Source organism: Frigoribacterium sp. Leaf263 (assembly GCF_001422285.1).
GTDB lineage: Bacteria > Actinomycetota > Actinomycetes > Actinomycetales > Microbacteriaceae > Frigoribacterium.
On the sequence record NZ_LMMO01000001.1, the window covers coordinates 583,130 to 609,237 of the forward strand.

18 protein-coding genes, 1 tRNA gene and 4 rRNA genes are annotated in these 26,108 nt (G+C 66.4%); 16 read left to right on the top strand and 7 right to left on the bottom strand.

All coding sequences use genetic code 11. The features are described 5' to 3' along the window. The first annotated feature begins 1 nt into the window (after position 1). The 14 genes from ASF17_RS02720 to ASF17_RS02780 all read left to right on the top strand — a co-directional run bounded on the left by ASF17_RS02720 (position 2) and on the right by ASF17_RS02780 (position 16,080). Positions 2-1,198, top strand: a complete 1,197-nt coding sequence (locus ASF17_RS02720) for an acetylornithine transaminase (protein ID WP_055794972.1) — start codon at positions 2-4, stop codon at positions 1,196-1,198. Next, on the top strand, positions 1,195-2,115 hold the full coding sequence (argF, locus tag ASF17_RS02725) for an ornithine carbamoyltransferase (protein ID WP_055794974.1): 921 nt from the start codon (positions 1,195-1,197) through the stop codon (positions 2,113-2,115). Before ASF17_RS02720 ends, argF begins: the two co-directional genes overlap by 4 nt. A 106-nt stretch (positions 2,116-2,221) precedes the next feature. Beyond that, positions 2,222-3,421: an argininosuccinate synthase gene (locus ASF17_RS02730; RefSeq protein ID WP_055794977.1), complete on the top strand. Its 1,200-nt coding sequence runs from the start codon at positions 2,222-2,224 to the stop codon at positions 3,419-3,421. Then, positions 3,421-4,869: an argininosuccinate lyase gene (gene argH / locus ASF17_RS02735; protein ID WP_055794980.1), complete on the top strand. Its 1,449-nt coding sequence runs from the start codon at positions 3,421-3,423 to the stop codon at positions 4,867-4,869. The genes ASF17_RS02730 and argH overlap by 1 nt, the downstream gene beginning before the upstream one ends. Further along, positions 4,866-4,997 (top strand): hypothetical protein, encoded by a 132-nt coding sequence (locus ASF17_RS16065; RefSeq protein WP_255354993.1) that lies wholly within the window; start codon positions 4,866-4,868, stop codon positions 4,995-4,997. The genes argH and ASF17_RS16065 overlap by 4 nt, the downstream gene beginning before the upstream one ends. Positions 4,998-5,001: 4 nt before the next feature. Beyond that, the gene (locus ASF17_RS02740) at positions 5,002-5,646 is read left to right on the top strand and encodes a DNA-3-methyladenine glycosylase (protein WP_055794983.1); all 645 of its coding nucleotides are present in this window, start codon (positions 5,002-5,004) and stop codon (positions 5,644-5,646) included. Beyond that, on the top strand, positions 5,643-6,956 hold the full coding sequence (gene tyrS, locus ASF17_RS02745) for a tyrosine--tRNA ligase (RefSeq protein ID WP_055794985.1): 1,314 nt from the start codon (positions 5,643-5,645) through the stop codon (positions 6,954-6,956). The genes ASF17_RS02740 and tyrS overlap by 4 nt, the downstream gene beginning before the upstream one ends. An 827-nt stretch (positions 6,957-7,783) precedes the next feature. After that, positions 7,784-9,305 (top strand): 16S ribosomal RNA (locus tag ASF17_RS02750). A 477-nt stretch (positions 9,306-9,782) separates the two neighbouring features. Continuing rightward, a 23S ribosomal RNA gene (locus ASF17_RS02755) occupies positions 9,783-12,906 on the top strand. Positions 12,907-13,079: 173 nt separating this feature from the next. Further along, positions 13,080-13,196 (top strand): 5S ribosomal RNA (gene rrf / locus ASF17_RS02760). Positions 13,197-13,317: 121 nt separating this feature from the next. Next, positions 13,318-13,434 (top strand): 5S ribosomal RNA (gene rrf, locus ASF17_RS02765). The 16S, 23S and 5S rRNA genes sit together here, the layout of an rRNA operon. 99 nt (positions 13,435-13,533) lie before the next feature. After that, the gene (gene gltX, locus ASF17_RS02770; RefSeq protein WP_055794990.1) at positions 13,534-15,021 is read left to right on the top strand and encodes a glutamate--tRNA ligase; all 1,488 of its coding nucleotides are present in this window, start codon (positions 13,534-13,536) and stop codon (positions 15,019-15,021) included. Then, positions 15,021-15,956 carry an NAD(P)/FAD-dependent oxidoreductase gene (locus ASF17_RS02775; RefSeq protein ID WP_055794993.1) on the top strand — a complete coding sequence of 312 codons (936 nt, stop codon included), beginning with the start codon at positions 15,021-15,023 and terminating at the stop codon, positions 15,954-15,956. The genes gltX and ASF17_RS02775 overlap by 1 nt, the downstream gene beginning before the upstream one ends. Before the next feature lie 52 nt (positions 15,957-16,008). Then, positions 16,009-16,080: transfer RNA gene (locus tag ASF17_RS02780), tRNA-Gln, on the top strand. A gap of 261 nt (positions 16,081-16,341) precedes the next feature. On the opposite strand, the gene purL is transcribed toward ASF17_RS02780, so the two are convergent. Genes purL through purS form a run of 3 tightly spaced genes read right to left on the bottom strand, consistent with a single transcriptional unit; the run spans position 16,342 to position 19,648 of the window. After that, entirely contained in the window at positions 16,342-18,684 is a 2,343-nt protein-coding gene (gene purL, locus ASF17_RS02785) for a phosphoribosylformylglycinamidine synthase subunit PurL (RefSeq protein WP_055794996.1), read from the bottom strand. Next, positions 18,681-19,376: a phosphoribosylformylglycinamidine synthase subunit PurQ gene (gene purQ / locus ASF17_RS02790; RefSeq protein WP_055794998.1), complete on the bottom strand. Its 696-nt coding sequence runs from the start codon at positions 19,374-19,376 to the stop codon at positions 18,681-18,683. Before purQ ends, purL begins: the two co-directional genes overlap by 4 nt. Then, entirely contained in the window at positions 19,376-19,648 is a 273-nt protein-coding gene (gene purS, locus ASF17_RS02795; RefSeq protein WP_055795001.1) for a phosphoribosylformylglycinamidine synthase subunit PurS, read from the bottom strand. Before purS ends, purQ begins: the two co-directional genes overlap by 1 nt. A 410-nt stretch (positions 19,649-20,058) precedes the next feature. Here purS and ASF17_RS02800 point away from each other — a divergent pair, with 410 nt between their 5' ends. Beyond that, positions 20,059-20,529 (top strand): Fur family transcriptional regulator, encoded by a 471-nt coding sequence (locus tag ASF17_RS02800; protein ID WP_055795004.1) that lies wholly within the window; start codon positions 20,059-20,061, stop codon positions 20,527-20,529. Positions 20,530-20,591: 62 nt separating this feature from the next. Then, entirely contained in the window at positions 20,592-22,094 is a 1,503-nt protein-coding gene (locus ASF17_RS02805) for a catalase (protein WP_055795007.1), read from the top strand. A gap of 100 nt (positions 22,095-22,194) precedes the next feature. On the opposite strand, the gene ASF17_RS02810 is transcribed toward ASF17_RS02805, so the two are convergent. The 4 genes from ASF17_RS02810 to purD all read right to left on the bottom strand — a co-directional run bounded on the left by ASF17_RS02810 (position 22,195) and on the right by purD (position 26,108). After that, positions 22,195-22,782 (bottom strand): GNAT family N-acetyltransferase, encoded by a 588-nt coding sequence (locus ASF17_RS02810; RefSeq protein WP_055795009.1) that lies wholly within the window; start codon positions 22,780-22,782, stop codon positions 22,195-22,197. A 139-nt stretch (positions 22,783-22,921) separates the two neighbouring features. Next, positions 22,922-23,830, bottom strand: a complete 909-nt coding sequence (locus ASF17_RS02815; RefSeq protein WP_055795013.1) for a VOC family protein — start codon at positions 23,828-23,830, stop codon at positions 22,922-22,924. Between the two features lie 101 nt (positions 23,831-23,931). Continuing rightward, positions 23,932-24,843 (bottom strand): phosphoribosylaminoimidazolesuccinocarboxamide synthase, encoded by a 912-nt coding sequence (locus ASF17_RS02820; protein WP_055795014.1) that lies wholly within the window; start codon positions 24,841-24,843, stop codon positions 23,932-23,934. Further along, complete coding sequence (gene purD / locus ASF17_RS02825) at positions 24,840-26,108, bottom strand: phosphoribosylamine--glycine ligase (protein WP_055795017.1); 1,269 nt, start codon at positions 26,106-26,108, stop codon at positions 24,840-24,842. The genes ASF17_RS02820 and purD overlap by 4 nt, the downstream gene beginning before the upstream one ends.

Sequence of the window (26,108 nt, forward strand, 5' to 3'; positions counted from 1 at the left end):
CATGATCCAGACCCAAGGCGGTACCTGGCAGCGCCGATTCGGCGACTCGTTGATGGGCTCGCTGTCCACTCCGAAGGTGATGCTCTCGCACGGCGAGGGCTGCCAGGTGTTCGACGTGGACGGCAAGCGCTATCTCGACTTCCTGGCCGGGATCGCCGTCAACGCGCTCGGCCACGCGCATCCGGTCCTCGTCGAGGCGCTGTCGAGGCAGGCCGCGTCGATCATCCACGTGTCGAACTACTTCGCCACCGAGCCGCAGCTCGAGCTGGCCGAACGGCTCAAGCGGATCACGGGGGCCGGCGACGCCGGTCGCGTGTTCTTCGGCAACAGCGGCGCCGAGGCGAACGAGGCCGCCTTCAAGCTCGCTCGTCTGAATCGCGGCGACGGGTCGAAGACCCGCATCCTCGCGTTGCAGAGCTCGTTCCACGGCCGGACGATGGGGTCGCTGGCCCTGACCGGCAAGCCCGCCCTGCGCGAGCCCTTCGAGCCCATGGTCCCCGGGGTCGAGCACATCGACACCACCGTCGAGGCGCTCGAGGCGGCCTTCGACGACCACGTCGCCGCGATCTTCATCGAGCCCATCAAGGGCGAGGCCGGAGTCCTCGACCTGCCCGAGGGCTTCCTCGAGAGGGCTCGCGAGCTCTCCACCCGGCATGGCGCCCTTCTCATCCTCGACGAGATCCAGACCGGCGTCGGTCGCACGGGCTCGTGGTTCGCGTTCCAGCAGTTCGACGTCGTCCCCGACGCGATCACGATCGCGAAGGGCATCGCGGGCGGTGTGCCCATCGGGGCGCTGGTCACGTTCGGCGCCGCGTCGGCGCTGTTCGAGGCGGGGCAGCACGGGACGACCTTCGGCGGCAACCCGCTGGCGACGGCGGCAGCCGATGCGGTGCTCCGCGAGATCGAGGACTCGGGGCTCATCGTCAACGCGGTGGTGCAGGGCGACCGACTCCGCGCCGCTCTGACCGCACTCGACTCGCCGCTGATCGGCGAGATCCGTGGGCGCGGGCTGCTGATCGGGCTGGGTCTGACCCAGCCCGTCGCCGCGCAGCTCGCGGCGGCGGCGCTCGACGCCGGTCTCATCATCAACGCGCCGAACGATTCGAGCATCCGTCTGGCACCGCCCCTCATCGTGGGTGACGCCGAGGTCGACGAGTTCGTCGCCCTCTTCGCCTCCGTCCTGAAAGGTCTCGCATGACCCGCCACTTCCTCCGCGACGACGACCTCAGCCCCGCCGAGCTCATCGAGGTCCTCGACCTCGCCGACGAGCTCAAGGCCGATCGGTGGTCCCGTCGCCCCCTCGAGGGCCCGCAGACGGTCGCCGTGATCTTCGACAAGTCGTCCACCCGGACCCGGGTCTCGTTCGCGGTGGGCATCGCCGATCTCGGGGGCAGCCCGCTGATCATCGCGACGGCCAACAGCCAGCTGGGCGGCAAGGAGACTCCGTCCGACACGGCGCGGGTCCTCGAGCGCATGGTGTCGGCCATCGTGTGGCGCACCTACGCCCAGTCCGGTCTCGAAGAGATGGCCGCCGGCACGACCGTCCCGGTCGTCAACGCGCTCAGCGACGACTTCCACCCCTGCCAGCTCCTCGCCGATCTGCAGACGATCCGCGAGAAGAAGGGTGCGCTCGCCGGGCTGACGGTCGCCTTCGTCGGCGACGGTCGCTGCAACATGGGCCAGTCGTACCTCCTCGCCGGCGCCACGGCCGGCATGCACGTCCGGATCGGAGCACCCGAGGGGTTCCAGCCCGACGAGGCCGTCGTCCGCGACGCCGAGCGCATCGCGATCGGCACGGGCGGCTCCGTGCAGGTCACCGCCGACGTGCACGAGGCGGTCGCCGGTGCCGACGTCGTCGTCACCGACACCTGGGTCTCGATGGGCAAGGAGGACGAGAAGGAGGCGCGGGTCGCCGTCTTCGGCGACTTCAAGGTCGACCGGGCCCTCATGGCCGAGGCCGACGACGATGCGATCTTCCTGCACTGCCTCCCCGCCGACCGCGGCTACGAGGTCGAGACCGAGGTCATCGACGGCCCGACCAGCGTCATCTGGGACGAAGCGGAGAACCGCGTCCACGCCCAGAAGGCTCTGCTCACCTGGCTGCTCGAGCACTAGCCCTCGACGGGCCGCGGTCGCTCGGCGACCGCTCCAGAACGACCCGGTGGCCCGGTCTCGGCCGGGCCACCGGCCCCGCACACCCCACAACGAACCAAGGAGAACCATGACGGAACGCGTCGTCCTCGCATACTCGGGAGGCCTGGACACCTCTGTCGGCATCGGCTGGCTCGCCGACGCCACGGGCAAGGAGGTCGTGGCTCTGGCCGTCGACGTCGGACAGGGCGGGGAGGACATGGACGACATCCGTCAGCGTGCCCTCGACTGCGGCGCCGTCGAGTCGGTCGTCGTCGACGCCAAGGAGGAGTTCGGGCGCGACTACCTGATGCCCGCGCTCAAGGCGAACGCCATGTACCAGAAGACCTACCCTCTGGTCAGCGCGCTGAGCCGTCCGTTGATCGCCCGCCACCTCGCCCGCGTGGCGAAGGAGCTCGGCGCCGACAGCGTCGCCCACGGCTGCACCGGCAAGGGCAACGACCAGGTCCGCTTCGAGGCGGCCGTCGCGGCGCTCGCTCCCGACCTCACGAGCATCGCCCCGGTGCGCGACCTCGCCCTGACGCGCGACAAGGCGATCGTCTACGCCGAGCAGCACAATCTGCCGATCCGCCAGAGCGCGGCCAACCCGTACTCGATCGACAAGAACGTCTGGGGTCGCGCCGTCGAGACCGGATTCCTCGAGGACCCCTGGAACCCGCCGATCGAAGATCTGTACGAGTACACCCAGGACCCTTCGGTCATCAAGCCGGCGGACGAGGTCGTCGTTACCTTCGAGGCGGGCGTCCCCGTCGCGATCGACGGCGTGGCGTACACGCCGCTCGGCATCGTCGAGAAGATGAACGAGCTCGCCGGCGCCCACGGCGTCGGTCGCATCGACGTCGTCGAGGATCGCCTCGTCGGGATCAAGAGCCGCGAGGTCTACGAGGCGCCCGGCGCGATCGCCCTCATCCAGGCGCACGAGGCGCTCGAGGCCCTCACCATCGAGCGCGACCTCGGTCGCTACAAGCGCGGCGTCGAGGCCGAATGGTCGAACCTCGTCTACGACGGTCTGTGGTTCTCGGGTCTCAAGCGCTCGCTCGACGTCTTCATCGACGACACCCAGCGCTACGTCTCGGGCGACATCCGCCTGAAGCTGCAGGGCGGTCGTGCCGTGGTGACCGGGCAGAAGAGCGACTCGAGCCTCTACGACTTCGATCTCGCCACCTACGACACCGGCGACACCTTCGACCAGTCCCTGTCGAAGGGGTTCATCGAGATCTGGTCGCTGCCGAGCAAGATCTCGGCGCGCCGCGACCTGGCGCAGCAGTAGTGGCGGACGACACGACGTCGAACCAGCGCGCGGGCGAGGCGGGCGCCCTCTGGGGCGGCCGCTTCGCCTCCGGGCCGTCGGCCGAGCTCACGGCGTTGAGCAGGTCGACCCAGTTCGATTGGCAGCTGGCGCCGTACGACATCGCCGGGTCACGGGCGCACGCGCGGGCTCTGGCCTCTGCCGGCTACCTCACCGCCGACGAGCTCACGTCGATGCTCGGGGGGCTCGATCGACTCGAGTCCGACGTGGCCGAGGGGACCTTCGTCGCGGCGGACAGCGATGAGGACGTCCACTCGGCGCTCGAACGGGGCCTCATCGGCATCGCGGGCGTCGAGCTCGGCGGCAAGCTCCGCGCCGGGCGCAGCCGCAACGACCAGATCGCCACCCTCGTGCGGCTGTACCTCCGCGACCACGCCGTGTCGATCGCGCGTCTCGTCGTCGACCTGGTCGATGCGATCGCCGCGCAGGCGAGCGCGCATCCGACGGCCGTCATGCCCGGACGCACGCACCTCCAGCACGCCCAACCCGTCCTCCTCGCCCACCATCTGCTGGCGCACGCGTGGCCGCTCGTCCGCGACCTCGAGCGTCTCCGCGACTGGTCGCACCGGGCATCGGCCTCGCCCTACGGGGCCGGCGCCCTGGCCGGGAGCTCCCTCGGCCTCGACCCCGTGCAGGTGGCCCGCGACCTCGGGTTCGACCGCACGACCGAGAACTCGATCGACGCGACGGCCAGTCGCGATGTCGTGGCCGAGTTCGCCTTCGTGGCGGCGTCGATCGGCATCGACCTCTCGAGGCTCTCGGAGGAGATCATCCTCTGGTCGACGCGGGAGTTCGGCTTCGTCCGGCTGCACGACGCGTTCTCGACCGGGTCGTCGATCATGCCGCAGAAGAAGAACCCGGACATCGCTGAGCTCGCGCGGGGCAAGTCGGGTCGCCTCATCGGCAATCTGACGGGACTCCTGGCGACGCTGAAGGGTCTCCCTCTGGCGTACAACCGCGATCTGCAGGAGGACAAGGAGCCCGTCTTCGACTCGGTCACCCAGCTCGAGGTGCTGCTGCCCGCCTTCACGGGACTCGTGGCCACGCTCCAGTTCGACGAGCAGCGGATGGCCGAGCTGGCGCCCCAGGGGTTCTCGTTGGCCACCGATGTCGCGGAGTGGCTCGTCCGTCAGGGGGTGAGCTTCCGCGACGCTCACGAGATCAGCGGCGAGCTCGTCCGGTTCTGCGAGGAGCACGGGCTCGAGCTCCACGAGCCGACCGACGAGCAGTACGCCTCGGTGTCACCGCATCTGACGGCCGAGATCCGACCGGTCCTGACCGTCGAGGGCTCCATCGCGAGCCGACGCGGTGCCGGCGGCACGGCTCCCGAGCGGGTGGCCGAGCAGCTCGAGGCGCTCACCGCGAGGGTCGCCGGGCTCGCCCGCGAACTCGACCCGAGGGCGTCGTGAGCGATCGCCGCCCTCCCGAGCCGCCGCGGCGACGGGCCTGGCTCCTGCCCGTCGTCGTCGCGGTGAGCGTCGTCGTCCTGGTGGCCGTCGTGGTCATCGTGGTGACCACGGGCCAGGACTTCTTCTAGGCCCATGACGTCGACCCCGCCCGACGAGGCGACCCGACTGATGTCGGGAGCGGCCCTCGAGGTGGCACCGCGCCTCCTCGGATCCGTCGTCCGGGTGGGCGGGGTCGCCGTCCGGGTGACCGAGGTCGAGGCGTATCTCGGCACGGCGGGTGACCCGGGGTCGCATGCGCATCGAGGCAGGACCGCACGGAACGCCAGCATGTTCGGACCCGGCGGCACGGTCTACGTGTACCTCTCGTACGGGATCCATCGCTGCGTCAACCTGGTCTGCGGCCCGGAGGGCGAGGCCTCGGGCCTGCTGCTCCGCGCGGGGGAGGTGGTCGAGGGCGTCGAGACGGCGCGCGCGCGACGACCGACCTCGCGCGGGGACGTCGACCTGGCGAGGGGGCCCGGGAGGCTCGGGTCGGCCCTCGGCATCGACCTCGCCGACGACGGCACCCGTCTCGGAATCGGACGGCTGTCGCTCGACGTGCGTCCCGGACCGGCACCGGCGATCGAGACCGGTCCGAGGGTCGGCGTCTCGGGGGAGGCGGGCGGCGACCGCTACCCCTGGAGGTTCTGGATCGCGGGCGACGCCACGGTCTCGGCCTATCGTGCGGCCGTCCGTCGGGCGAGGCCAGCCTCCGACGCTGGTAGCGTTCTCGGGTGACCAGTGAATCGACCGCCGACGTCCTGGCCGGCCAGCGCAACGATCCGTCGTTCGACGACGTGTGGAGCGAGCTCGTCTGGCGTGGTCTCGTCCACGTCTCGACCGACGCCGATGCCCTGAAGACCCTCCTCGCCGGTCCGCCGATCACGTACTACTGCGGCTTCGACCCGACCGCGCCGAGTCTGCACCTGGGCAACCTCGTGCAGCTGCTGACCATGCGTCGTCTGCAGCTGGCCGGTCACCGTCCGCTCGGTCTCGTCGGGGGGTCGACGGGTCTCATCGGCGATCCGCGTCCGACCGCCGAACGCGTGCTCAAGACACCCGAGCAGACCGCCGAGTGGGTCGAGAGCATCCGCGCGCACGTCGAGAAGTTCCTGGCCCCCGAGGGCGAGAACGGTCTGCGGGTCGTCAACAACCTGGACTGGACCGCTCCGCTCAGCGCGATCGAGTTCCTCCGCGACATCGGGAAGAACTTCCGTGTCAACACCATGTTGAAGAAGGACGCCGTGAGCGCCCGACTCAGCAGCGACGCCGGCATCAGCTACACCGAGTTCAGCTACCAGATCCTCCAGGGTCTCGACTTCCGTCAGCTGTACCGCGAGTACGACTGCGTGCTGCAGACCGGCGGCAGCGATCAGTGGGGCAACCTGACCAGCGGCACCGAGCTCATCCGTCGCACCGAGGGGGTCGCCGTCCACGCGATCGGCACGCCCCTCATCACGAACAGCGACGGCACCAAGTTCGGGAAGAGCGAGGGCAACGCGGTCTGGCTCGACGCCGACCTGACGAGCCCCTACGCGATGTACCAGTTCTGGCTCAACACCGACGACGCCGATGTGATCCCGCGCCTGAAGGTCTTCACGTTCCTCGATCGAGCCGAGATCGAACGACTCGAGGCGGTCGTGGCGGAGCGTCCGTTCGCCCGGGAGGCGCAGCGGACCCTGGCGTGGGAGGTCACCCGGCTGGTCCACGGCGAGGCCGCCGCCCGCTCGGCGATCGACGCCGCGGCCGCGCTCTTCGGGAACGGCGACCTCGCCGCACTCGACGGCGTCACCCTCCGCAGCGCGTTGGCCGAACTGCCGAGTGCGGAGATCGACCATGGGGCGACCGTCGCGCAGGCCCTGGTGGAGACCGGTCTGGTCTCATCGCTCGGTGCCGCGCGACGTGCGGCGAGCGAGGGCGGGGTGTACCTGAACAACGAGCGGGTGACCGAGGGCGATGCCCCGATCTCGGGGTCGCTGCTCGCCGGCGGCGTCGCCATCCTCCGCCGGGGGAAGAAGACCCTCGCCGGTGTGACCCTGCGCGACTGAGCACCGAACCCGAGTCGATCGAGGCCCGTGTCCCTTCCGGGGGCGCGGGCCTCGTCGTCTGCGGGGGAGGGGGACGCCCGAACAGCCCCTTTTCGAAGGTGCGCGTCGTCGTGTCCACGTGCCCCTCCTCGGCCGTGTGTGGCTGCGTGGGGGCCGATCGGCTTGTTTTCGGGCTTTTTGGGTGCGACACGCCCGGGATGCGTGGAGGTTTGGACGTGTGGGCGGATGTCCGTGTAGTGTTCTTTNGTGGGGGCCGATCGGCTTGTTTTCGGGCTTTTTGGGTGCGACACGCCCGGGATGCGTGGAGGTTTGGACGTGTGGGCGGATGTCCGTGTAGTGTTCTTTCTTGTCACCCCAAAGGTGCGGCGGAGCGAAGCTCCTCCGGCCTCAAGCGGGACCGACTTCCAAGTCCTCGAGTTGCCGATTACGGCCTCGGACCAAGCAAGTTGCAACACTGGGAAACATGATGTAGGTTCGTGACTCGTTCCAATCGGAACGGATGCTTCTTCGGGAGCTGCTCTTCGGAGTGATTGTCACCGGTTTTACAGAGTGATTTCTGGTGCTAAGGTTTCACAGCTGCCTCGGACGAGGGCCTTTATAGGGTCGGGTTTCGGGTGCGTTTGGTCCTTGAGAACTCAACAGCGTGCACATTGTCAAATGCCAAATTATACCCTGGCATTGCTTGTGGCTTCACCGTTCGGTGGGGTTGTGAGTGGTGTTTAGGTTTCTTTGAGATTGATGGACAACAACAATCGTCAGATTGTTTTGTTCTTTGGTCAGCATCAAATTCAGCAGTTCCGGCCTATTCCGGTTGGACTGTTTTTTCTTTTACGGAGAGTTTGATCCTGGCTCAGGACGAACGCTGGCGGCGTGCTTAACACATGCAAGTCGAACGATGAACTGGAGCTTGCTCCAGGGATTAGTGGCGAACGGGTGAGTAACACGTGAGTAACCTGCCCTTGACTCTGGGATAAGCGCTGGAAACGGCGTCTAATACCGGATACGAGCTTCAGCCGCATGGCTAGGAGTTGGAAAGAATTTCGGTCAAGGATGGACTCGCGGCCTATCAGCTAGTTGGTGAGGTAATGGCTCACCAAGGCGACGACGGGTAGCCGGCCTGAGAGGGTGACCGGCCACACTGGGACTGAGACACGGCCCAGACTCCTACGGGAGGCAGCAGTGGGGAATATTGCACAATGGGCGAAAGCCTGATGCAGCAACGCCGCGTGAGGGATGACGGCCTTCGGGTTGTAAACCTCTTTTAGTAGGGAAGAAGCGAAAGTGACGGTACCTGCAGAAAAAGCACCGGCTAACTACGTGCCAGCAGCCGCGGTAATACGTAGGGTGCAAGCGTTGTCCGGAATTATTGGGCGTAAAGAGCTCGTAGGCGGTTTGTCGCGTCTGCTGTGAAATCTGGGGGCTCAACCCCCAGCCTGCAGTGGGTACGGGCAGACTAGAGTGCGGTAGGGGAGATTGGAATTCCTGGTGTAGCGGTGGAATGCGCAGATATCAGGAGGAACACCGATGGCGAAGGCAGATCTCTGGGCCGTAACTGACGCTGAGGAGCGAAAGCATGGGGAGCGAACAGGATTAGATACCCTGGTAGTCCATGCCGTAAACGTTGGGAACTAGATGTGGGGGCCATTCCACGGTCTCCGTGTCGCAGCTAACGCATTAAGTTCCCCGCCTGGGGAGTACGGCCGCAAGGCTAAAACTCAAAGGAATTGACGGGGGCCCGCACAAGCGGCGGAGCATGCGGATTAATTCGATGCAACGCGAAGAACCTTACCAAGGCTTGACATATACCGGAAACGTCCAGAGATGGTCGCCCCGCAAGGTCGGTATACAGGTGGTGCATGGTTGTCGTCAGCTCGTGTCGTGAGATGTTGGGTTAAGTCCCGCAACGAGCGCAACCCTCGTTCTATGTTGCCAGCACGTAATGGTGGGAACTCATAGGAGACTGCCGGGGTCAACTCGGAGGAAGGTGGGGATGACGTCAAATCATCATGCCCCTTATGTCTTGGGCTTCACGCATGCTACAATGGCCGGTACAAAGGGCTGCGATACCGTAAGGTGGAGCGAATCCCAAAAAGCCGGTCTCAGTTCGGATTGAGGTCTGCAACTCGACCTCATGAAGTCGGAGTCGCTAGTAATCGCAGATCAGCAACGCTGCGGTGAATACGTTCCCGGGCCTTGTACACACCGCCCGTCAAGTCATGAAAGTCGGTAACACCCGAAGCCAGTGGCCTAACCCCTTGTGGGATGGAGCTGTCGAAGGTGGGATTGGTGATTAGGACTAAGTCGTAACAAGGTAGCCGTACCGGAAGGTGCGGCTGGATCACCTCCTTTCTAAGGAGCATGTACCAGCCCTGCTGTTTACACAGGGATTATCTGGTCAAGTCAGTTTCGAAGCGAATGTCTTCGTCTGGCGCTCATGGGTGGAACATTGACAATGGCTCTTCGTTGAGGGCATCAGCATCAGTACGACATCTTCGGGTGTTTGGAACGTGAGGGTGTTCGAGGTGGGGAGTGTGCACGCTGTTGGGTCCTGAGGGACCAAACTTCCCTGCGCTTCGGTGTGGGGGGTTGAACTCCTCTGGGCCATATGAGTCCTGCATTATTCGCAGGGTGAGTATGGGACCCGCCCGTATTTTGAGAACTACACAGTGGACGCGAGCATCTTAGTCGCAAACGGTATCTGGCCTTCGGGTTGGGTGGTTGTTTGTGATACTAAGTGCAATTTCTTAGACCAACCCGCTCCTTCGGGGGTGTGGTTGGCGAATGAGATAACACTGAGCTGCCGGCTTCGGTCGGTGGCAACTTTGTGGTCAAGTTTCTAAGAGCAAACGGTGGATGCCTTGGCATCTGGAGCCGAAGAAGGACGTAGAAATCTGCGATAAGCCTCGGGGAGCTGATAATCGAGCCCTGATCCGAGGATTTCCGAATGGGGAAACCCCGCCAGGCATTTTGACCTGGTGACTCCCGCCTGAATATATAGGGCGGGTAGAGGGAACGTGGGGAAGTGAAACATCTCAGTACCCACAGGAAGAGAAAACAAAAGTGATTCCGTCAGTAGTGGCGAGCGAAATCGGAAGAGGCTAAACCGGTCATGTGTGATAGACGGCGGTCGTTGCATGGTCGGGGTTGTGGGACCCGTTGTCCTGTTCTGCCGGACAGGAGCAGTTACAGCGCAGTATAGGCGAACAGCTTTGAATGGCTGGTCATAGAGGGTGCGAACCCCGTAGCCGAAATGCTGGCGCTGGCTGAATGGGGATCCCAAGTAGCACGGGGCCCGAGAAATCCCGTGTGAATCTGTCAGGACCACCTGATAAGCCTAAATACTCCCAGATGACCGATAGCGGACAAGTACCGTGAGGGAAAGGTGAAAAGTACCCCGGGAGGGGAGTGAAATAGTACCTGAAACCGTTTGCTTACAAACCGTTGGAGCCTCCTTGTAGGGGTGACAGCGTGCCTTTTGAAGAATGAGCCTGCGAGTTAGCGATATGTGGCGAGGTTAACCCGTGTGGGGTAGCCGTAGCGAAAGCGAGTCTTAATAGGGCGATCCAGTCGCATGTCCTAGACCCGAAGCGAAGTGATCTATCCATGGCCAGGTTGAAGCGACGGTAAGACGTCGTGGAGGACCGAACCCACTTCAGTTGAAAATGGAGGGGATGAGCTGTGGATAGGGGTGAAAGGCCAATCAAACTTCGTGATAGCTGGTTCTCTCCGAAATGCATTTAGGTGCAGCGTTGCGTGTTTCTTGCCGGAGGTAGAGCTACTGGATGGCCGATGGGGCCCAAAAGCTTACTGACGTCAGCCAAACTCCGAATGCCGGTAAGTGAGAGCGCAGCAGTGAGACGGTGGGGGATAAGCTTCATCGTCGAGAGGGAAACAACCCAGACTACCAACTAAGGTCCCTAAGCGTGTGCTAAGTGGGAAAGGATGTGGAGTTGCATAGACAACCAGGAGGTTGGCTTAGAAGCAGCCACCCTTGAAAGAGTGCGTAATAGCTCACTGGTCAAGTGATTCCGCGCCGACAATGTAACGGGGCTCAAGCACACCACCGAAGTTGTAGATTTCGTATTATAGACAAGCCTTCGTGGTTCAGTCGTACGGAGTGGTAGGAGAGCGTCGTGTGGCCAGTGAAGCGGCGGTGTAAACCAGCCGTGGAGGCCACACGAGTGAGAATGCAGGCATGAGTAGCGAAAGACGGGTGAGAAACCCGTCCTCCGAAAGACCAAGGGTTCCAGGGCCAGGTTAATCCGCCCTGGGTAAGTCGGGACCTAAGGCGAGGCCGACAGGCGTAGTCGATGGACAACGGGTTGATATTCCCGTACCGGCGAAGAACCGCCCAAGCTAATCCAGTGGTGCTAAGAGTCCTAACCCGGCTGAGTGGATCCCTTCGGGGTGATGCCGGCCGGTCTAACGCTCGACCCCATGCTGGTGCGGTTAACGTATTAACAGGTGTGACGCAGGAAGGTAGCTGAGCCAGGCGATGGTATCCGTAAGGTGAACCTGGTGTAAGGATGTAGGGCTGACGATAGGCAAATCCGTCGTCAATGCGCCTGAGATCCGATGCGTACCCCGTATGGGGGAAATCAGTGATCCTATGCTGCCGAGAAAAGCATCGACGTGAGGTTCAAGCCGCCCGTACCCCAAACCGACTCAGGTGGTCAGGTAGAGAATACCAAGGAGATCGAGAGAATCGTGGTTAAGGAACTCGGCAAAATGCCCCCGTAACTTCGGGAGAAGGGGGGCCGGAACCGTGATGGGATTTACTCCCGGAGCGGGAAAGGCCGCAGAGACCAGTGGGAAGCGACTGTTTACTAAAAACACAGGTCCGTGCTAAGTCGCAAGACGATGTATACGGACTGACGCCTGCCCGGTGCTGGAAGGTTAAGAGGAAGGGTTAGCGCAAGCGAAGCTCAGAATTTAAGCCCCAGTAAACGGCGGTGGTAACTATAACCATCCTAAGGTAGCGAAATTCCTTGTCGGGTAAGTTCCGACCTGCACGAATGGCGTAACGACTTCCCAGCTGTCTCAACCGCGAACTCGGCGAAATTGCACTACGAGTAAAGATGCTCGTTACGCGCAGCAGGACGGAAAGACCCCGTGACCTTTACTACAGCTTGGTATTGGTGTTCGGAGTGGCTTGTGTAGGATAGGTGGGAGACTGTGAAGCTTGGACGCTAGTTCAGGTGGAGTCATTGTTGAAATACCACTCTGGTCACTTTGGATATCTAACTACGAACCGTGATCCGGTTCTGGGACAGTGCCTGGTGGGTAGTTTAACTGGGGCGGTTGCCTCCCAAAAAGTAACGGAGGCGCCCAAAGGTTCCCTCAACCTGGTTGGCAATCAGGTGTCGAGTGTAAGTGCACAAGGGAGCTTGACTGTGAGACTGACAAGTCGAGCAGGGACGAAAGTCGGGACTAGTGATCCGGCAGTGGCTTGTGGAAGCGCTGTCGCTCAACGGATAAAAGGTACCTCGGGGATAACAGGCTGATCTTGCCCAAGAGTCCATATCGACGGCATGGTTTGGCACCTCGATGTCGGCTCGTCGCATCCTGGGGCTGGAGTAGGTCCCAAGGGTTGGGCTGTTCGCCCATTAAAGCGGTACGCGAGCTGGGTTTAGAACGTCGTGAGACAGTTCGGTCCCTATCCGCTGCGCGCGTAGGAAATTTGAGAAGATCTATCCCTAGTACGAGAGGACCGGGATGGACGAACCTCTGGTGTGTCAGTTGTTCTGCCAAGAGCACCGCTGATTAGCTACGTTCGGAACGGATAACCGCTGAAAGCATCTAAGCGGGAAGCCGGCTTCGAGATGAGATTTCCATACCCTTCGGGGTGAGAGGCTCCCAGCTAGACTACTGGGTTGATAGGCCGGATGTGGAAGTGGGGACTAACGACCCATGGAGCTGACCGGTACTAATAAGCCGATAACTTGACAACACTCCCTCCCTGTAGAGGTGGGGGAAAGATTGCTCGCGTCCACTATGTGGTTCCCGAAATACGGTCGGGAACAAATGAACAGACAGTCGTCTGCTGTCACCTTTCGGGGTGGTGGTGGGTGCATGGTCTGAAACAGACTTCACCATCAACTGTTGTTGGTGTGTGGTAAATGTTTCGGCGGCCATAGCGAGAGGGGAACGCCCGGTCACATTCCGAACCCGGAAGCTAAGACTCTCAGCGCCGATGGTACTGCAAGGGGGACCTTGTGGGAGAGTAGGACACCGCCGGACTCCTTTTAGTAACACCAGATGGGCCCCTTCCTCGGAAGGGGCCNTCACCTTTCGGGGTGGTGGTGGGTGCATGGTCTGAAACAGACTTCACCATCAACTGTTGTTGGTGTGTGGTAAATGTTTCGGCGGCCATAGCGAGAGGGAAACGCCCGGTCACATTCCGAACCCGGAAGCTAAGACTCTCAGCGCCGATGGTACTGCAAGGGGGACCTTGTGGGAGAGTAGGACACCGCCGGACTCCTTTTAGTAACACCAGATGGGCCCCTTCCTCGGAAGGGGCCTTTCTGCGTTTAACGCGCCTCCTGGTCCCCGACGCGGAGCGGTAAGATCATGCTCGATGTCTGCTCCCTTCTCCACCGCGACCGGCACTGATGTGCGCGTCCGGTTCTGCCCCTCGCCCACCGGTACGCCCCACGTGGGCCTCATCCGCACCGCGCTCTTCAACTGGGCGTATGCGCGTCACACGGGCGGCAAGCTCGTCTTCCGCATCGAAGACACGGACGCCGCTCGAGACAGCGAAGAGAGCTACGAACAGATCCTCGATGGTCTCCGGTGGCTCAAGATCGACTGGGACGAGGGTGTCGATGTCGGTGGTCCCCACGGGCCGTACCGTCAGTCGCAGCGCCACGATATCTACCGGGGCGTGATCGATCAGCTCCTCGAGCGCGGGCTCCTCTACGAGAGCTTCGCGACAGGCGAGGAGATCGAGGCGCGGAACGTCGCGAACGGCCGCGATCCCAAGCAGGGCTACGACAACTTCGAGCGCGACCTGACCGACGAGGATCGGGCGGCTTACCGGGCCGAGGGGCGGCAGCCTGCGCTGCGGCTCCGCGTTCCGGATCGGGACCTCAGCTTCGATGACCTGGTGCGGGGCGAGATCACCTTCCCGGCTGGATCCTTCACGGACTTCGTGGTCGTGCGTCCCAACGGCGTCCCGCTCTACACGTTCGTCAATCCCCTCGACGACGCTCTGATGGGCATCACCCATGTTCTCCGTGGCGAGGACCTCCTGTCCTCCACTCCGCGGCAGATCGCCTTGTACGAGGCGCTCGTCGAACTCGGCATCACCACGTTCGTGCCCCGATTCGGACACCTGCCCTATGTCATGGGCGAAGGCAACAAGAAGCTCTCGAAGCGCGACCCGCAGGCGAATCTCTTCCATCACCGTGATCGCGGCTTCGTGCACGAGGGACTGGTCAACTACCTGGCGCTCCTCGGCTGGTCTCTCACGCACGACCGAGACGTCTTCTCGATCGATGAGATGGTGGCGGCCTTCGATGTCATCGATGTGAATCCCAACCCTGCTCGGTTCGACCTCAAGAAGGCGGAGTCGATCAACGGCGACCACATCCGCCTCCTGCCGGCCGACGACTTCGTCGAACGGCTTCTGCCGTACCTCGAGGGCGTCGTCGCGAACCCGCCGAGCGAGTCGGAGCGTCGCATCCTCGCCGAGGCGGCTCCGCTCGTCCAGGAACGCATGACGCTGCTGGGCGAAGCCCGTGGGATGCTGTCGTTCCTGTTCACGAGCGATGACGAGCTGGCCTACGAGGACGACGCGATCGCCTCGTTGCCGCACGGGTACGAGAACGTGCTGCGCACCTCCTCGGCTGCTCTCGCCGCGCTGGAGTCCTGGACGCATCCCGAGATCCAGGAGGCGCTCAAGGGCGCCCTCGTGGAGGGGCTCGGGTTGAAGCCGCGAGTGGCGTTCGGGCCGTTGCGTGTCGCGTTGTCCGGTCGCAGGGTCAGCCCGCCGTTGTTCGAGTCGATGGAGATCCTCGGACGGCAGTCGACGATGGCGCGCCTCGAGAGGCTGCTGGCGCGCTGATGACCATCGACTACGACGTCGCCGTGATCGGCGGGGGGCCGGCGGGGCTCAGCGCGGCGCTCAATCTCGTCCGAGCGCGGAGGCGCGTGCTCCTCGTCGACGGCAACCGGCCGCGCAACTCGGCGACCCTCCTGTCGCACGGGTTCATGACCCGGGACGGCATCTCGCCGCTCGAGCTGCGCAAGCTCGGTCGAGACGAGTTCCTGGGGTACGAGGGGGCCGAGCACCGGATGACGATGGCGACGTCCGTCGCCGTAGTCGAGGGCGGCTTCGAGATCTCGTGCGAGTTCCGCGGGCGGGAGAGCAGTGCCACGGCCGGAGTCGTCGTCGTCGCGACGGGTCTTCACGAGACCCTTCCCGAGATCGACGGGCTCAAGGCGTTCTACGGCACGTTCATCCACAGCTGCATCGAGTGCGACGGCTACGACAAGCGCGACCAGCCTCTCGCGGTCATCGGCGAGCATCCCGACCTCGCCGAGCGGGCGCACCTGCTGACGCAGTGGTCCGGCGATCTGGTGGTCTTCACGAACGGCGCCGATGTCGTCACTGCCGCCGAGGAGGCTGACCTCGTCTCGCGCGGCATCTCCGTCGAGCGGCGTCGTGTCGCGTCGATCGACGCCGATCGCGAGGGCATGCGCGCGGTGGTGCTCGATGACGGGACCCGGGTCGAACGGTCCGGCGGCTTCGTCCGGCCGGCCTGGTCGGGGGCTCTCGAGTACGTCGCCGAGACCGGTGCCGAGCTCGACGACGACGGCCTGCTCGTGGTCGACGCTCACGGGCGCACCTCGGTCGCCGGTCTGTACGCTGCAGGCGAGTCGACGGCTCCCGGGCCGCAGCAGCTCATCGTCGCCGCGGGCTCGGGGGCGCTGGTGGCGGCCACCGTCAACCGCGACCTCATCGGTGTCGCGCGAGGCCTCGGGGATGCTGTACAGTAGGTTCTCGGTTCGAGTTTGAACCACGTGATGTAGGGCTGACGCTCGTCATCATTGGGGTATGGTGTAATTGGCAACACGACTGATTCTGGTTCAGTTGTTCTTGGTTCGAGTCCAGGTACCCCAGCTTCGAGAAGAGCCCCGGCCGTGAAGGTCGGGGCTCTTCTGTTCACGGGCCCGGCGCGCCCGCTCGTGCGGAGATCACACAGGGCGCCCTGGCGGGGGCGAGCCTGGGTGGCGCGGCGAGGGTGGTCAGGTGTGGCCCTTCGTGGGGTGCTGGGGGCGTCTTCTGCCCACCCATGGGGCAAGGCCCGCCGAGCAGACGCCCGGACCGACGACGAACGCCCTCACCGAGGGGCGAGGGCGTCGGTCGTGCAGCGGGGAGTGCTTACTGGGGGATCGTGGCCCCGAAGCGCTTCGGAAGGGTGGCGCGGTGGGTGCTGCGCAGCTCGTCGATCGAGACCGTGAAGACGTCCTGGATCTCGAGAGACTCGGACGCCGCGTCGGTCACGCCGATCCGGGCGACGGGGTAGCCGCGACCCTCGCAGAGACCTCGGAAGCGCACGTCGTCCTCTCGGGGCACCGAGACGATGACGCGGCCGGTGGACTCGCTGAAGAGCGCCGTGGCCGTGTCGATGCCATCGCGCTCGAGCAGCTCGCCGAGCCAGACGCGGGCGCCGACGCCGAAGCGCATGACCGACTCGGCGAGGGCCTGCGCGAGGCCTCCGTCACTGAGGTCGTGCGCGGCGGCGAGCAGCGACTGGTCGGCCCCGGCGGCGAGCAGCTGCGCGAGCTGCTTCTCGGCGTCGAGGTCGACGGCCGGCGGACGACCGCCGAGGTGGTCGTGGATGACGCCCGCCCAGGCCGAGCCGTCGAGCTCGAGGGCCGTGGTGCCGAGCAGGTAGATGTTGTCGCCCTCGTCCTGCCAGCCGGACGGGACGCGCTTCGCGACATCCTGGATGACGCCGAGCACGCCCACGACCGGCGTGGGGTGGATCGGCACGGTGCCGGTCTGGTTGTAGAACGAGACGTTGCCGCCCGTGACCGGGATCTCGAGTTCGAGGCAGCCGTCGGCGAGGCCCTCGACGGTCTGCGAGAACTGCCACATGACCTCGGGGTTCTCCGGGCTGCCGAAGTTGAGGCAGTCCGTGACTGCCGCGGGGACGGCGCCCGTGACGGCGACGTTGCGGTACGCCTCGGCCAGCGCGAGACGCGCGCCCTGCTTCGGGTCGAGCTGGCAGTAGCGGCCGTTGGCGTCGGTCGCGATCGCGAAGCCGAGTCCGCTCTCTTCGTCGACGCGGATCATGCCGCCGTCGTCGGGGAAGCTCAGCGCGGTGTTGCCGAGCACGTAGGTGTCGTACTGGTTCGTGATCCAGCTCTTGTCCGACAGGTTGGCTGAGCCGAGCAGCTCGAGGAACTGCTCACGGAGCACGCTGTTGCCCGTCGGCCGGGGGAGCGACGACGCCGTGTCGGCCTGCAGGGCGTCGATCCAGGTCGGGTAGGCGACGGGGCGCTCGTACACGGGGCCGTCGACGGCGACCGTGCGGGGCTCGACGTTGACGATCTCCTCGCCGTGCCAGTCGATGACGAGGCGCCCGGTGTCGGTGACCTCGCCGAGCACGCTGGTCTCGACGTCCCACTTCGCCGTGACGGCGAGGAACGCGTCGAGCTTCGACGGTTCGACGACGGCCATCATGCGCTCCTGGCTCTCGCTCATGAGGATCTCCTCGGCGGTGAGCGACGGGTCGCGCAGCAGCACCTTGTCGAGTTCGATGAACATGCCGCCGTCGCCGTTGGAGGCCAGTTCGGACGTGGCGCAGCTGATGCCGGCCGCTCCGAGATCTTGGATGCCTTCGACGAGCTCGTCGCGGAACAGCTCGAGGCAGCACTCGATGAGCACCTTCTCGGCGAAGGGGTCGCCGACCTGGACGGCGGGGCGCTTGGTCGGGCCGCCCGACGAGAACGTGTCGGACGCGAGGATCGAAGCACCGCCGATGCCGTCGCCGCCGGTGCGTGCTCCGAAGAGGACGACCTTGTTGCCGACGCCGCGGGCGTTCGCGAGGTGGAGGTCTTCATGCCGGAGGACGCCGACCGAGAGGGCGTTGACGAGCGGGTTGCCCTGGTACACCGGGTCGAAGTAGGTCTCGCCGCCGATGTTCGGCAGTCCGAGGCAGTTGGCATAGAAGCTGATGCCGCCGACGACGCCGTCGACCACACGGGCCGTGTCGGGTGCGTCGATGGCTCCGAAACGGAGCTGATCCATCACGGCCACGGGACGGGCGCCCATCGAGATGATGTCGCGGACGATCCCGCCGACGCCGGTCGCGGCGCCCTGGAACGGCTCGATGTAGCTCGGGTGGTTGTGCGACTCGACCTTGAAGGTCACCGCCCAGCCGCCGCCGACGTCGACGACGCCGGCGTTCTCGCCCATGCCGACCATGAGGTTCTTCTTCATGGCCGGAGTGACCTTCTGGCCGAACTGCCGGAGGTAGATCTTGCTCGACTTGTACGAGCAGTGCTCGCTCCACATGACCGAGTACATGGCCAGCTCGCCGCTCGTGGGGCGGCGGCCGAGGATCTCGCGGATCGATGCGTACTCGTCGGCCTTGAGCCCGAGGGCGCCGTACGGCTGCTCTCTGTCGGGCGTGGCCGCCGCGTTGGCCACGGTGTCGGGCGCGTGTCCCTCGGGTCGGACGTCGATCTGCTCGGCGGGCTTGTTGTCGATGCTCATCTGGCCAGGGCCCTCTCGATGACGGACGTGAAGAAGGTGAGACCGTCGATGCCGCTCGACATCGCTTCGGGGGTGTCGGGGCCGAATCCCGGCTCGGTGGCGTGCTCGGGGTGCGGCATGAGGCCGACCACGTTGCCGCGCTCGTTCGTGACGCCGGCGATGTCGTCCATCGATCCGTTGGGGTTCACGCCGAGGTACCGGAAGGCGACCTGCCCCTCGCCCTCGATGCGCCTGATGGTCTCGGCGTCGGCGATGAAGCGGCCGTCGGCGTTCTTGAGGGGGATCGTGATCTCCTGCCCCTCGGTGAAGCCGTTCGTCCAGTCGGTCCTGGCGTTCTCGACGCGGAGGCGCTGGTCGCGACGGATGAACTGCTGGTGCGCGTTGCGGGTGTGCGCGCCCGGGATGAGCCGCGCCTCCGCCAGCATCTGGAAGCCGTTGCAGATGCCGAGCACGGGCACGCCCTTGTTCGCGGCGTCGACGACCTCCGTCATGATCGGCGAGAACGACGCGATGGCGCCGGCCCGCAGGTAGTCGCCGTAGCTGAAGCCGCCGGGCAGGATGATCGCGTCGACCCCCTGCAGGTCGTGGTCGCCGTGCCAGAGGGCCACGGGCTCGCCCCCCGCGAGGCGGACCGCGCGCTGCGCGTCGCGGTCGTCGAGGGAGCCGGGGAAGGTGACGACGCCGACGCGCATCAGACGGCGGCGGGGGCGTCGGCGGAGTCGGCGACGGTGATCGACACGACGTCTTCGATGACGGAGTTCGAGAACATCTCGTCGGCCAGGCGCTGGACGTCGGCCAGGACGGCGTCGGTGACCTCGCCCTCGACGGTGACTTCGAAGCGCTTGCCGATGCGGACGTCGGTCAGCTGCTTCTGACCGAGACGGGCCAGGGCGCCGGCGACGGCCTTGCCCTGGGGGTCGAGCAGTTCAGCCTTGGGCATGACCTCGACGACGATTGTGGGCACGTTTTACTCCTGCGGAGACGTCAGCGGGTGGACGCGACGAGTCTACGGCAGCGGGAGGCGCGGGCTCGTGGTGACCAGCGCCTCGTGGGGATCGCGGCGAGAGCGGGGAGGAGTCACGGGGACGCGGATGCTCAGCGGAATGAGGGTGGACGCTCAGCGTCGTCATCGGAAGGGGACGCAGGATGGGTTCAGCGGTGAGGAACGTGGCCTTGTGATCGGGCCTCCTCCCGCGAAATCCGGCCGAGGGCTCCTGATCCGCCCGACGCCGCAGGACGCCCGGTCGGATCCCCCCGTCCGACCGGGCGTCACCCCCTCTTCCCGGCCCGTGACGGCGCCGACTGCCTGAGTCTCCGCACCGAGTGATGCTCACCTGTTTTTGAACAGATCAAAAGAGTGCTTTACTGGAGGCCATGACGACGATCGCCGACGATGCCACCCGAGACGCCCTCCGCGGCGCGGGCCTGCGCATCACCGAGCCCCGCCTCGCGGTGCTCGCGGCGCTCGCGGGTCGTGCTCACGCGCCGGCCGACGTCCTCTTCTCGGCGGTCGCGCCGCGCCTCCCCGGCACCTCGCTCCAGGCCGTCTACGGCGTGCTGAACGCCCTGACGGGCGTCGGGCTCGTGCGGCGCATCGAGCCGGCCGGCTCTCCGGCTCTGTACGAGCTGCGCACGGGCGACAACCATCACCACGTCGTCTGCAGCACCTGCGGCGCCATAGCCGACGTCGACTGCGTCGTCGGGCACGCGCCGTGCCTCGCCCCGTCGAACGACTCGGGCTTCTTCGTGCAGACGGCCGAGGTGACCTTCTGGGGCATCTGCCCCGAATGCCGCGCGGCGGAGCTCGACCAGCCGCTCGAGGTCGATCCCCCCGTGACCGACTGATCCGCGCCTCCCGCGCCCACAGACACATCGATCTGAACGACATCGACAGACAGGAAGACAAGATGACCGACGAGAAACGCGTCACCACCACCAACTCCGGAGCCCCCGTCGCCAGCGACGAGCACTCGCAGAGCGTCGGCGCCGACGGCGCGATCGCACTGCACGACCACTACCTGGTCGAGAAGCTCGCCCAGTTCAACCGCGAGCGCGTCCCCGAGCGGGTCGTCCACGCCAAGGGCGGCGGCGCCTTCGGCACCTTCACCACCACCGGCGACGTCTCGAAGTACACGCGTGCCGCGCTGTTCCAGCCCGGCGTCGAGACCGAGCTCCTCGCCCGCTTCTCGACCGTCGCCGGCGAGCAGGGCAGCCCCGACACCTGGCGCGACCCCCGCGGCTTCTCGCTGAAGTTCTACACGACCGAGGGCAACTACGACCTCGTCGGCAACAACACCCCCGTCTTCTTCATCCGCGACGGCATCAAGTTCCCCGACTTCATCCGCTCGCAGAAGCGCCTGCCCGGCACGCACCTGCGCGACCACGACATGCAGTGGGACTTCTGGACCCTCTCGCCCGAGTCGGCTCACCAGGTCACCTGGCTGATGGGCGACCGCGGCCTGCCCGCCTCGTGGCGCAACATGGACGGCTTCGGGTCGCACACCTACCAGTGGATCAACGCCGAGGGCGAGCGCTTCTGGGTCAAGTACCACTTCAAGAGCGACCAGGGCATCAAGATCCTCGAGCAGGCCGACGCCGACCGCATCGCCGGTGAAGACGCCGACTTCCACATCCGCGACCTGTCGGCCGCGATCGAGCGCGAGGAGTACCCGACCTGGAGCCTCTTCGTGCAGGTCATGCCCTACGAGGACGCCGCGACCTACCGCTTCAACCCCTTCGACCTCACCAAGGTCTGGCCGCACGCGGACTACCCGCTGATCGAGGTCGGCTCGATGGAGCTCAACCGCAACCCCGAGAACTACTTCGCGCAGATCGAGCAGGCCGCGTTCGCGCCCTCGAACTTCGTGCCCGGGATCGCCGCGAGCCCCGACAAGATGCTGCTCGCCCGCATCTTCAGCTACGCCGACGCGCACCGCTACCGCGTGGGCACCAACCACGCGCAGCTGCCCGTCAACGCACCGAAGTCGCCCGTGCACTCCTACTCGAAGGACGGAGCCGCGCGCTTCGACTTCCAGAAGGCCGAAGTGCCCGTCTACGCCCCGAACTCGCTCGGCGGCGCCCACGCCGACCCGCAGGTCGCCGGTGACACCGGCGGCTGGGAGAGCGACGGCGAGCTGCAGCGCTCCGCCGCGACCCTCCACGCCGAAGACGACGACTTCGGTCAGGCCGGAACCCTGGTGCGCGAGGTCATGGACGACGAGCAGCGCGACCGTCTCGTCGCCAACATCGTCGGCCACGTGTCGAAGGTCACGCGCCCCGAGCTGCGCGAGCGCGTCTACGAGTACTGGACGAACGTCGACCCGACCCTGGGTCTCCGCGTGCGCAAGGGCGTCGAGCCCGAGGCTCCCGGCTCGAACGAGGAGCCGGCCGTGGTCGGCGTCACCGCGTAGTCGGAAGCCGAGTGCCTGAAGGAGGCGCGGGTCCTGTTCGTCAGGACCCGCGCCTCCTTCCGTCTCCGCTGCGGAGCCGCCACGGCGGGATCGGGGATGGTCAGACCATCTGGCCGTTCCAGTGCAGGACACCCTCGGGCCACTCGGCCAGGGCGGAGGTGCCCTCGCGGGCCAGCCAGCCCTCCTGCTGGGTGACGAGCACGCCGGCGCCGTCGGCGCTGAACGCCGTGAAGTGCCCGGTGATGGGCAGGCCGTCAAGCTCGAGGGGCAGCCAGCCAGCCGAGCGGTAGAACCCCTGCACGGCCTCACCGGTCTCGAGCACGCCGAAGGGGACGCGAAGGTCGGTCAACGCGGTGTCGACGTGGCGCAGCAGCTCGGCGCCGAGTCCGGTCTTCTGCACGTCGGGCGACACGGCGACCATGCCGACGGCGGCCACGAGCAGATCCGTGGTGCCGACCGCGACGAACTGCCGGCGGAGGCCCGCGTGCGCCACGACGACGTCGTCCACGCGGGCGATGACGCGCCGCTCGGGCTGCATCCCCGCCCAGCTGCGGGCGCCGAGGTACCAGTGGTCGTAGCTGGGGAACGCCTGCGCCAGCAGCGACGCGATGGCCTCGTGGTCGTCGAGCGAGAGATCCCCCTCGGCGACGGTGCTGAAGACGGGGGCGGAGACTGCGGCGTCGGACATGTCTCGACGCTAGCCCCTCGGGGTCGCGCGCCGGCACCGGGCCGGGCGCCGGGCGAGGCGCCCGAGTCTCAATGCTCGCGCGCGGTCACCTCGATGCGGTTCGACCACGGGTCGTCGAAGCTGAGCAGGCGCCCGAGCCTCAGCGCTCGCGCGCGGTCACCTCGATGCGGTTCGACCACGGGTCGTCGAAGCTGAGCAGGCGCCCGTCGTCGCGGGTGGCGACGCCGAAGTGGCCGAGGCGCTCGCCGAGTGCGCCGAGGTCGTCGCCGGTGGGCACCTCGATGCGGACGAGCCCGAGCCCGAGGGCCTGCTGGCGGCGGCCGGCTCCGGCGCTGTTCCAGGTGTTCATGGCCATGTGGTGGTGGTAGCCGCCGGCGCTGACGAACAGCGCCTGAGGGCCGAAGCGGGTGGTGGCCTCGAAGCCGAGCTGCTCGACGTAGAACCGCTGGGCCGAATCGACGTCGCCGACGCTGAGGTGCACGTGCCCGACGGTGGCGGGGCGGAGCGCGGTGCCGGCCAGCGCCTCCTCGGTGACGTTCCTCTGCAGGAAGTCGTTCGGGTCGAGCGCCAGCGTCGCCATGTCGATCTGGCCGTGGGTCCAGGACCACTCGGTGCGGGCGCGATCCCAGTACAGCTCGATGCCGTTGCCCTCGGGGTCGGTGAAGTAGAACGCCTTGCTGACGAGGTGGTCGGCGCTGCCCGTGAACGACTGCGGGTGGCGCCTCGCGACCGAGTAGAGCGCGGCGGCGAGGTCGGACTCGGTCTCGAACAGGATCGCCGTGTGGAAGAGCCCGGCCTCGCGCGGCCCGGCATGCCGCAGCTCGGGGGCGTGCTCGAGGATCACGATCGGCGTCGCGCCGCGCCCGAGGGTCACGCGCCCCGCGGACGGCTCGGCGACGAGCACCTCGAGCGTGACGGCGTCGCGGTAGTAGGCCGTCATCGCGTCGAGGTCGGCGACCCGGAGGGTCACGGCGCCCATGCCGGTGTCGGGGGCGAGCAGGTCGGCCGAGGAGGCGCGGTCCGCGTCGATGGGGGAGGTGTCGGTCATGCGGATCCCTGGCTCGGTGTCGTGGGACGCGTCCAGGTAGGTGACGCGTCACCGACCTGTAACCGGAGGAGGGGCGAGGGCATTCCCGCCGGGGCCCGGCGTCAGGCGGTGAGGCGCTCGATCAGCTCGCGGTAGCGGGCGGCGGTCTGCGTCACGACGTCGCCGGGCAGCGCAGGCGGCTCGCCCGAGCCGCTCCAGTTGGTGGAGAGCCAGTTGCGGACGATCTGCTTGTCGAAGCTCGCCGTCCGGTTGCCCGAGGCGTAGACGTCGGCATCCCAGTAGCGGCTGCTGTCGCTGGTGAGGACCTCGTCGCCGAGCGTGATCTCGCCGGTCTCGCGGTCGGCGCCGAACTCGAACTTCGTGTCGGCGAGGATCACCCCGCGGGCCTCGGCCACGGCGGAGGCCCGCCGGAAGACGTCGAGCGAGAGGTCGCGCAGCGCGGCGGCCGTCTCGGCGCCGACGAGCTCGACGGTCTGCTCGAAGCTGATGTTCTCGTCGTGGTCGCCGAGCGCCGCCTTGAACGCGGGCGTGTAGATGGGCTCGGGCAGGCGGTCGCCGCTCGCGAGCCCCTCGGGCAGCTCGACGCCGCAGACGGTGCCGTGGGCCTGGTACTCGATCCAGCCGCTGCCGACGAGGTAGCCGCGCACGACGCACTCGATCGGGAACATGTCGAGCGGCTTCACGAGCATCGCCCGATCGCGGACGGACGCGGGCAGCGACACGGGAGCCGTCGTCGGGTCGACGAGGTGGTTCGGGACCGTCTCGAGCTGAGCGAACCACCAGAGGCTGAGCTGCGTGAGCAGCGCGCCCTTGCCGGGGATGCCCGGCTCGAGCACCTGGTCGAAGGCGCTGACCCGGTCGCTGGCCACGACCAGGACGTGGTCGGCGGTCGCGAGCGACGGGAGCTCGTCACCCGCGCCTCCGGAGGGGATCGGCACGTACAGGTCGCGCACCTTGCCCGAGTAGACGGGCGCCCACCCGTCGAGGGGGAGGGGCGTGCCGAGGTCGGTCATCGGGTGACCCGCTCGGCGATGTCGCGGCGGTACTGGCCGCCCTCGAGCTCGATGCGCGACAGGGCGTCGTAGGCGCGGTGACGGGCCTCCGCGAAGTCGGCCCCCTCGGCCACGACGCTGAGCACGCGGCCCCCGGTGGCGATGAGGCGGTCGTCGAGTCGAGCGGTCGCCGCATGCGCGATGTGCACCCCGGCGACGGCCGTCGCGTCGGCGAGGCCCGACAGGGGTCGACCGCTGACGGCGGCCTCGGGGTAGCCCTCGCTGGCGAGCACGACCGTGACCGCCGACGTGGCGGAGAAACGCGGCGACTCGTGGTTGGCGAGCGATCCCGTCGAGGCCGCCAGCAGCAGGCCGCTGAGCGGCGTCACGAGGCGGCGCAGGACGACCTGCGTCTCGGGGTCGCCGAACCGGGCGTTGAACTCGATCACCCGGATGCCCTGCTCGGTGAGGATGAGGCCGGCGTAGAGCAGCCCGATGAACGGCGTCGACTCGCTCTCGAGCTGACGGACGGTGGGGGTCGCGATGGTGTCGAGCACCTCGTCGACGAAGTCCTTCTCGCTGCCGAACCGGTCGGCGAGCCACGGCAGCGGCGAGTAGGCGCCCATGCCGCCGGTGTTCGGGCCCTCGTCGCCGTCGAGCAGGCGCTTGTAGTCCTGTGCGGGGCTGAGGGGCACGACCGTGTGACCGTCGCTGAGGAAGAACAGCGAGACCTCGGGGCCGGCGAGGTGCTCTTCGATCAGGATCGGCCCGTGCTGCAGCCAGTAGGTGGAGTGCTCGACGGCCGCGTCGCGGCTCTCGGTGACGAGCACGCCCTTGCCGGCGGCCAGACCGTCTGCCTTGACGACGTAGGGGGCGCCGAACTCGTCGAGGACCCGGACGGCCTCGTCGAGGGTGCCGACCCGCGTCGCGCGGCCGGTGGGCACGCCGGCCTCCTGCATGATGCGCTTCGCGAACGTCTTGCTGCCTTCGAGGGCCGCGGCCTTCTTGCCCGGGCCGAAGACCGGGATGCCGCGGGTGCGGAGCGCGTCGGCGACGCCGGCGACGAGCGGGGCCTCGGGGCCGATGACGACCAGCTCGACGTCGTTCTCGAGCGCGTACTCGGTGACGACCCGGCCGTTCGAGGGGTCGAGGTGCACGACCTCGACCTGCGCGGCGATGCCCGCGTTGCCGGGGGCCGCGACGATCTCGTGGCCGGCGTCTTCGCGCAGCAGGGCGGTGATGATGGCGTGCTCGCGAGCACCGGAGCCGAGGACGAGGATTCGCAC

Coding starts and splice junctions, on each gene's coding strand:
- ASF17_RS02810 (WP_055795009.1), bottom strand. CDS start 22,782: ATGTCCGACGCCGCAGTCTCCGCCCCCGTCTTCAGCACCGTCGCCGAG.
- argF (WP_055794974.1), top strand. CDS start 1,195: ATGACCCGCCACTTCCTCCGCGACGACGACCTCAGCCCCGCCGAGCTC.
- ASF17_RS02805 (WP_055795007.1), top strand. CDS start 20,592: ATGACCGACGAGAAACGCGTCACCACCACCAACTCCGGAGCCCCCGTC.
- ASF17_RS02800 (WP_055795004.1), top strand. CDS start 20,059: ATGACGACGATCGCCGACGATGCCACCCGAGACGCCCTCCGCGGCGCG.
- ASF17_RS02730 (WP_055794977.1), top strand. CDS start 2,222: ATGACGGAACGCGTCGTCCTCGCATACTCGGGAGGCCTGGACACCTCT.
- ASF17_RS02820 (WP_055795014.1), bottom strand. CDS start 24,843: ATGACCGACCTCGGCACGCCCCTCCCCCTCGACGGGTGGGCGCCCGTC.
- gltX (WP_055794990.1), top strand. CDS start 13,534: ATGTCTGCTCCCTTCTCCACCGCGACCGGCACTGATGTGCGCGTCCGG.
- purQ (WP_055794998.1), bottom strand. CDS start 19,376: ATGCGCGTCGGCGTCGTCACCTTCCCCGGCTCCCTCGACGACCGCGAC.
- ASF17_RS02740 (WP_055794983.1), top strand. CDS start 5,002: ATGACGTCGACCCCGCCCGACGAGGCGACCCGACTGATGTCGGGAGCG.
- ASF17_RS02815 (WP_055795013.1), bottom strand. CDS start 23,830: ATGACCGACACCTCCCCCATCGACGCGGACCGCGCCTCCTCGGCCGAC.
- ASF17_RS02775 (WP_055794993.1), top strand. CDS start 15,021: ATGACCATCGACTACGACGTCGCCGTGATCGGCGGGGGGCCGGCGGGG.
- ASF17_RS02720 (WP_055794972.1), top strand. CDS start 2: ATGATCCAGACCCAAGGCGGTACCTGGCAGCGCCGATTCGGCGACTCG.
- purL (WP_055794996.1), bottom strand. CDS start 18,684: ATGAGCATCGACAACAAGCCCGCCGAGCAGATCGACGTCCGACCCGAG.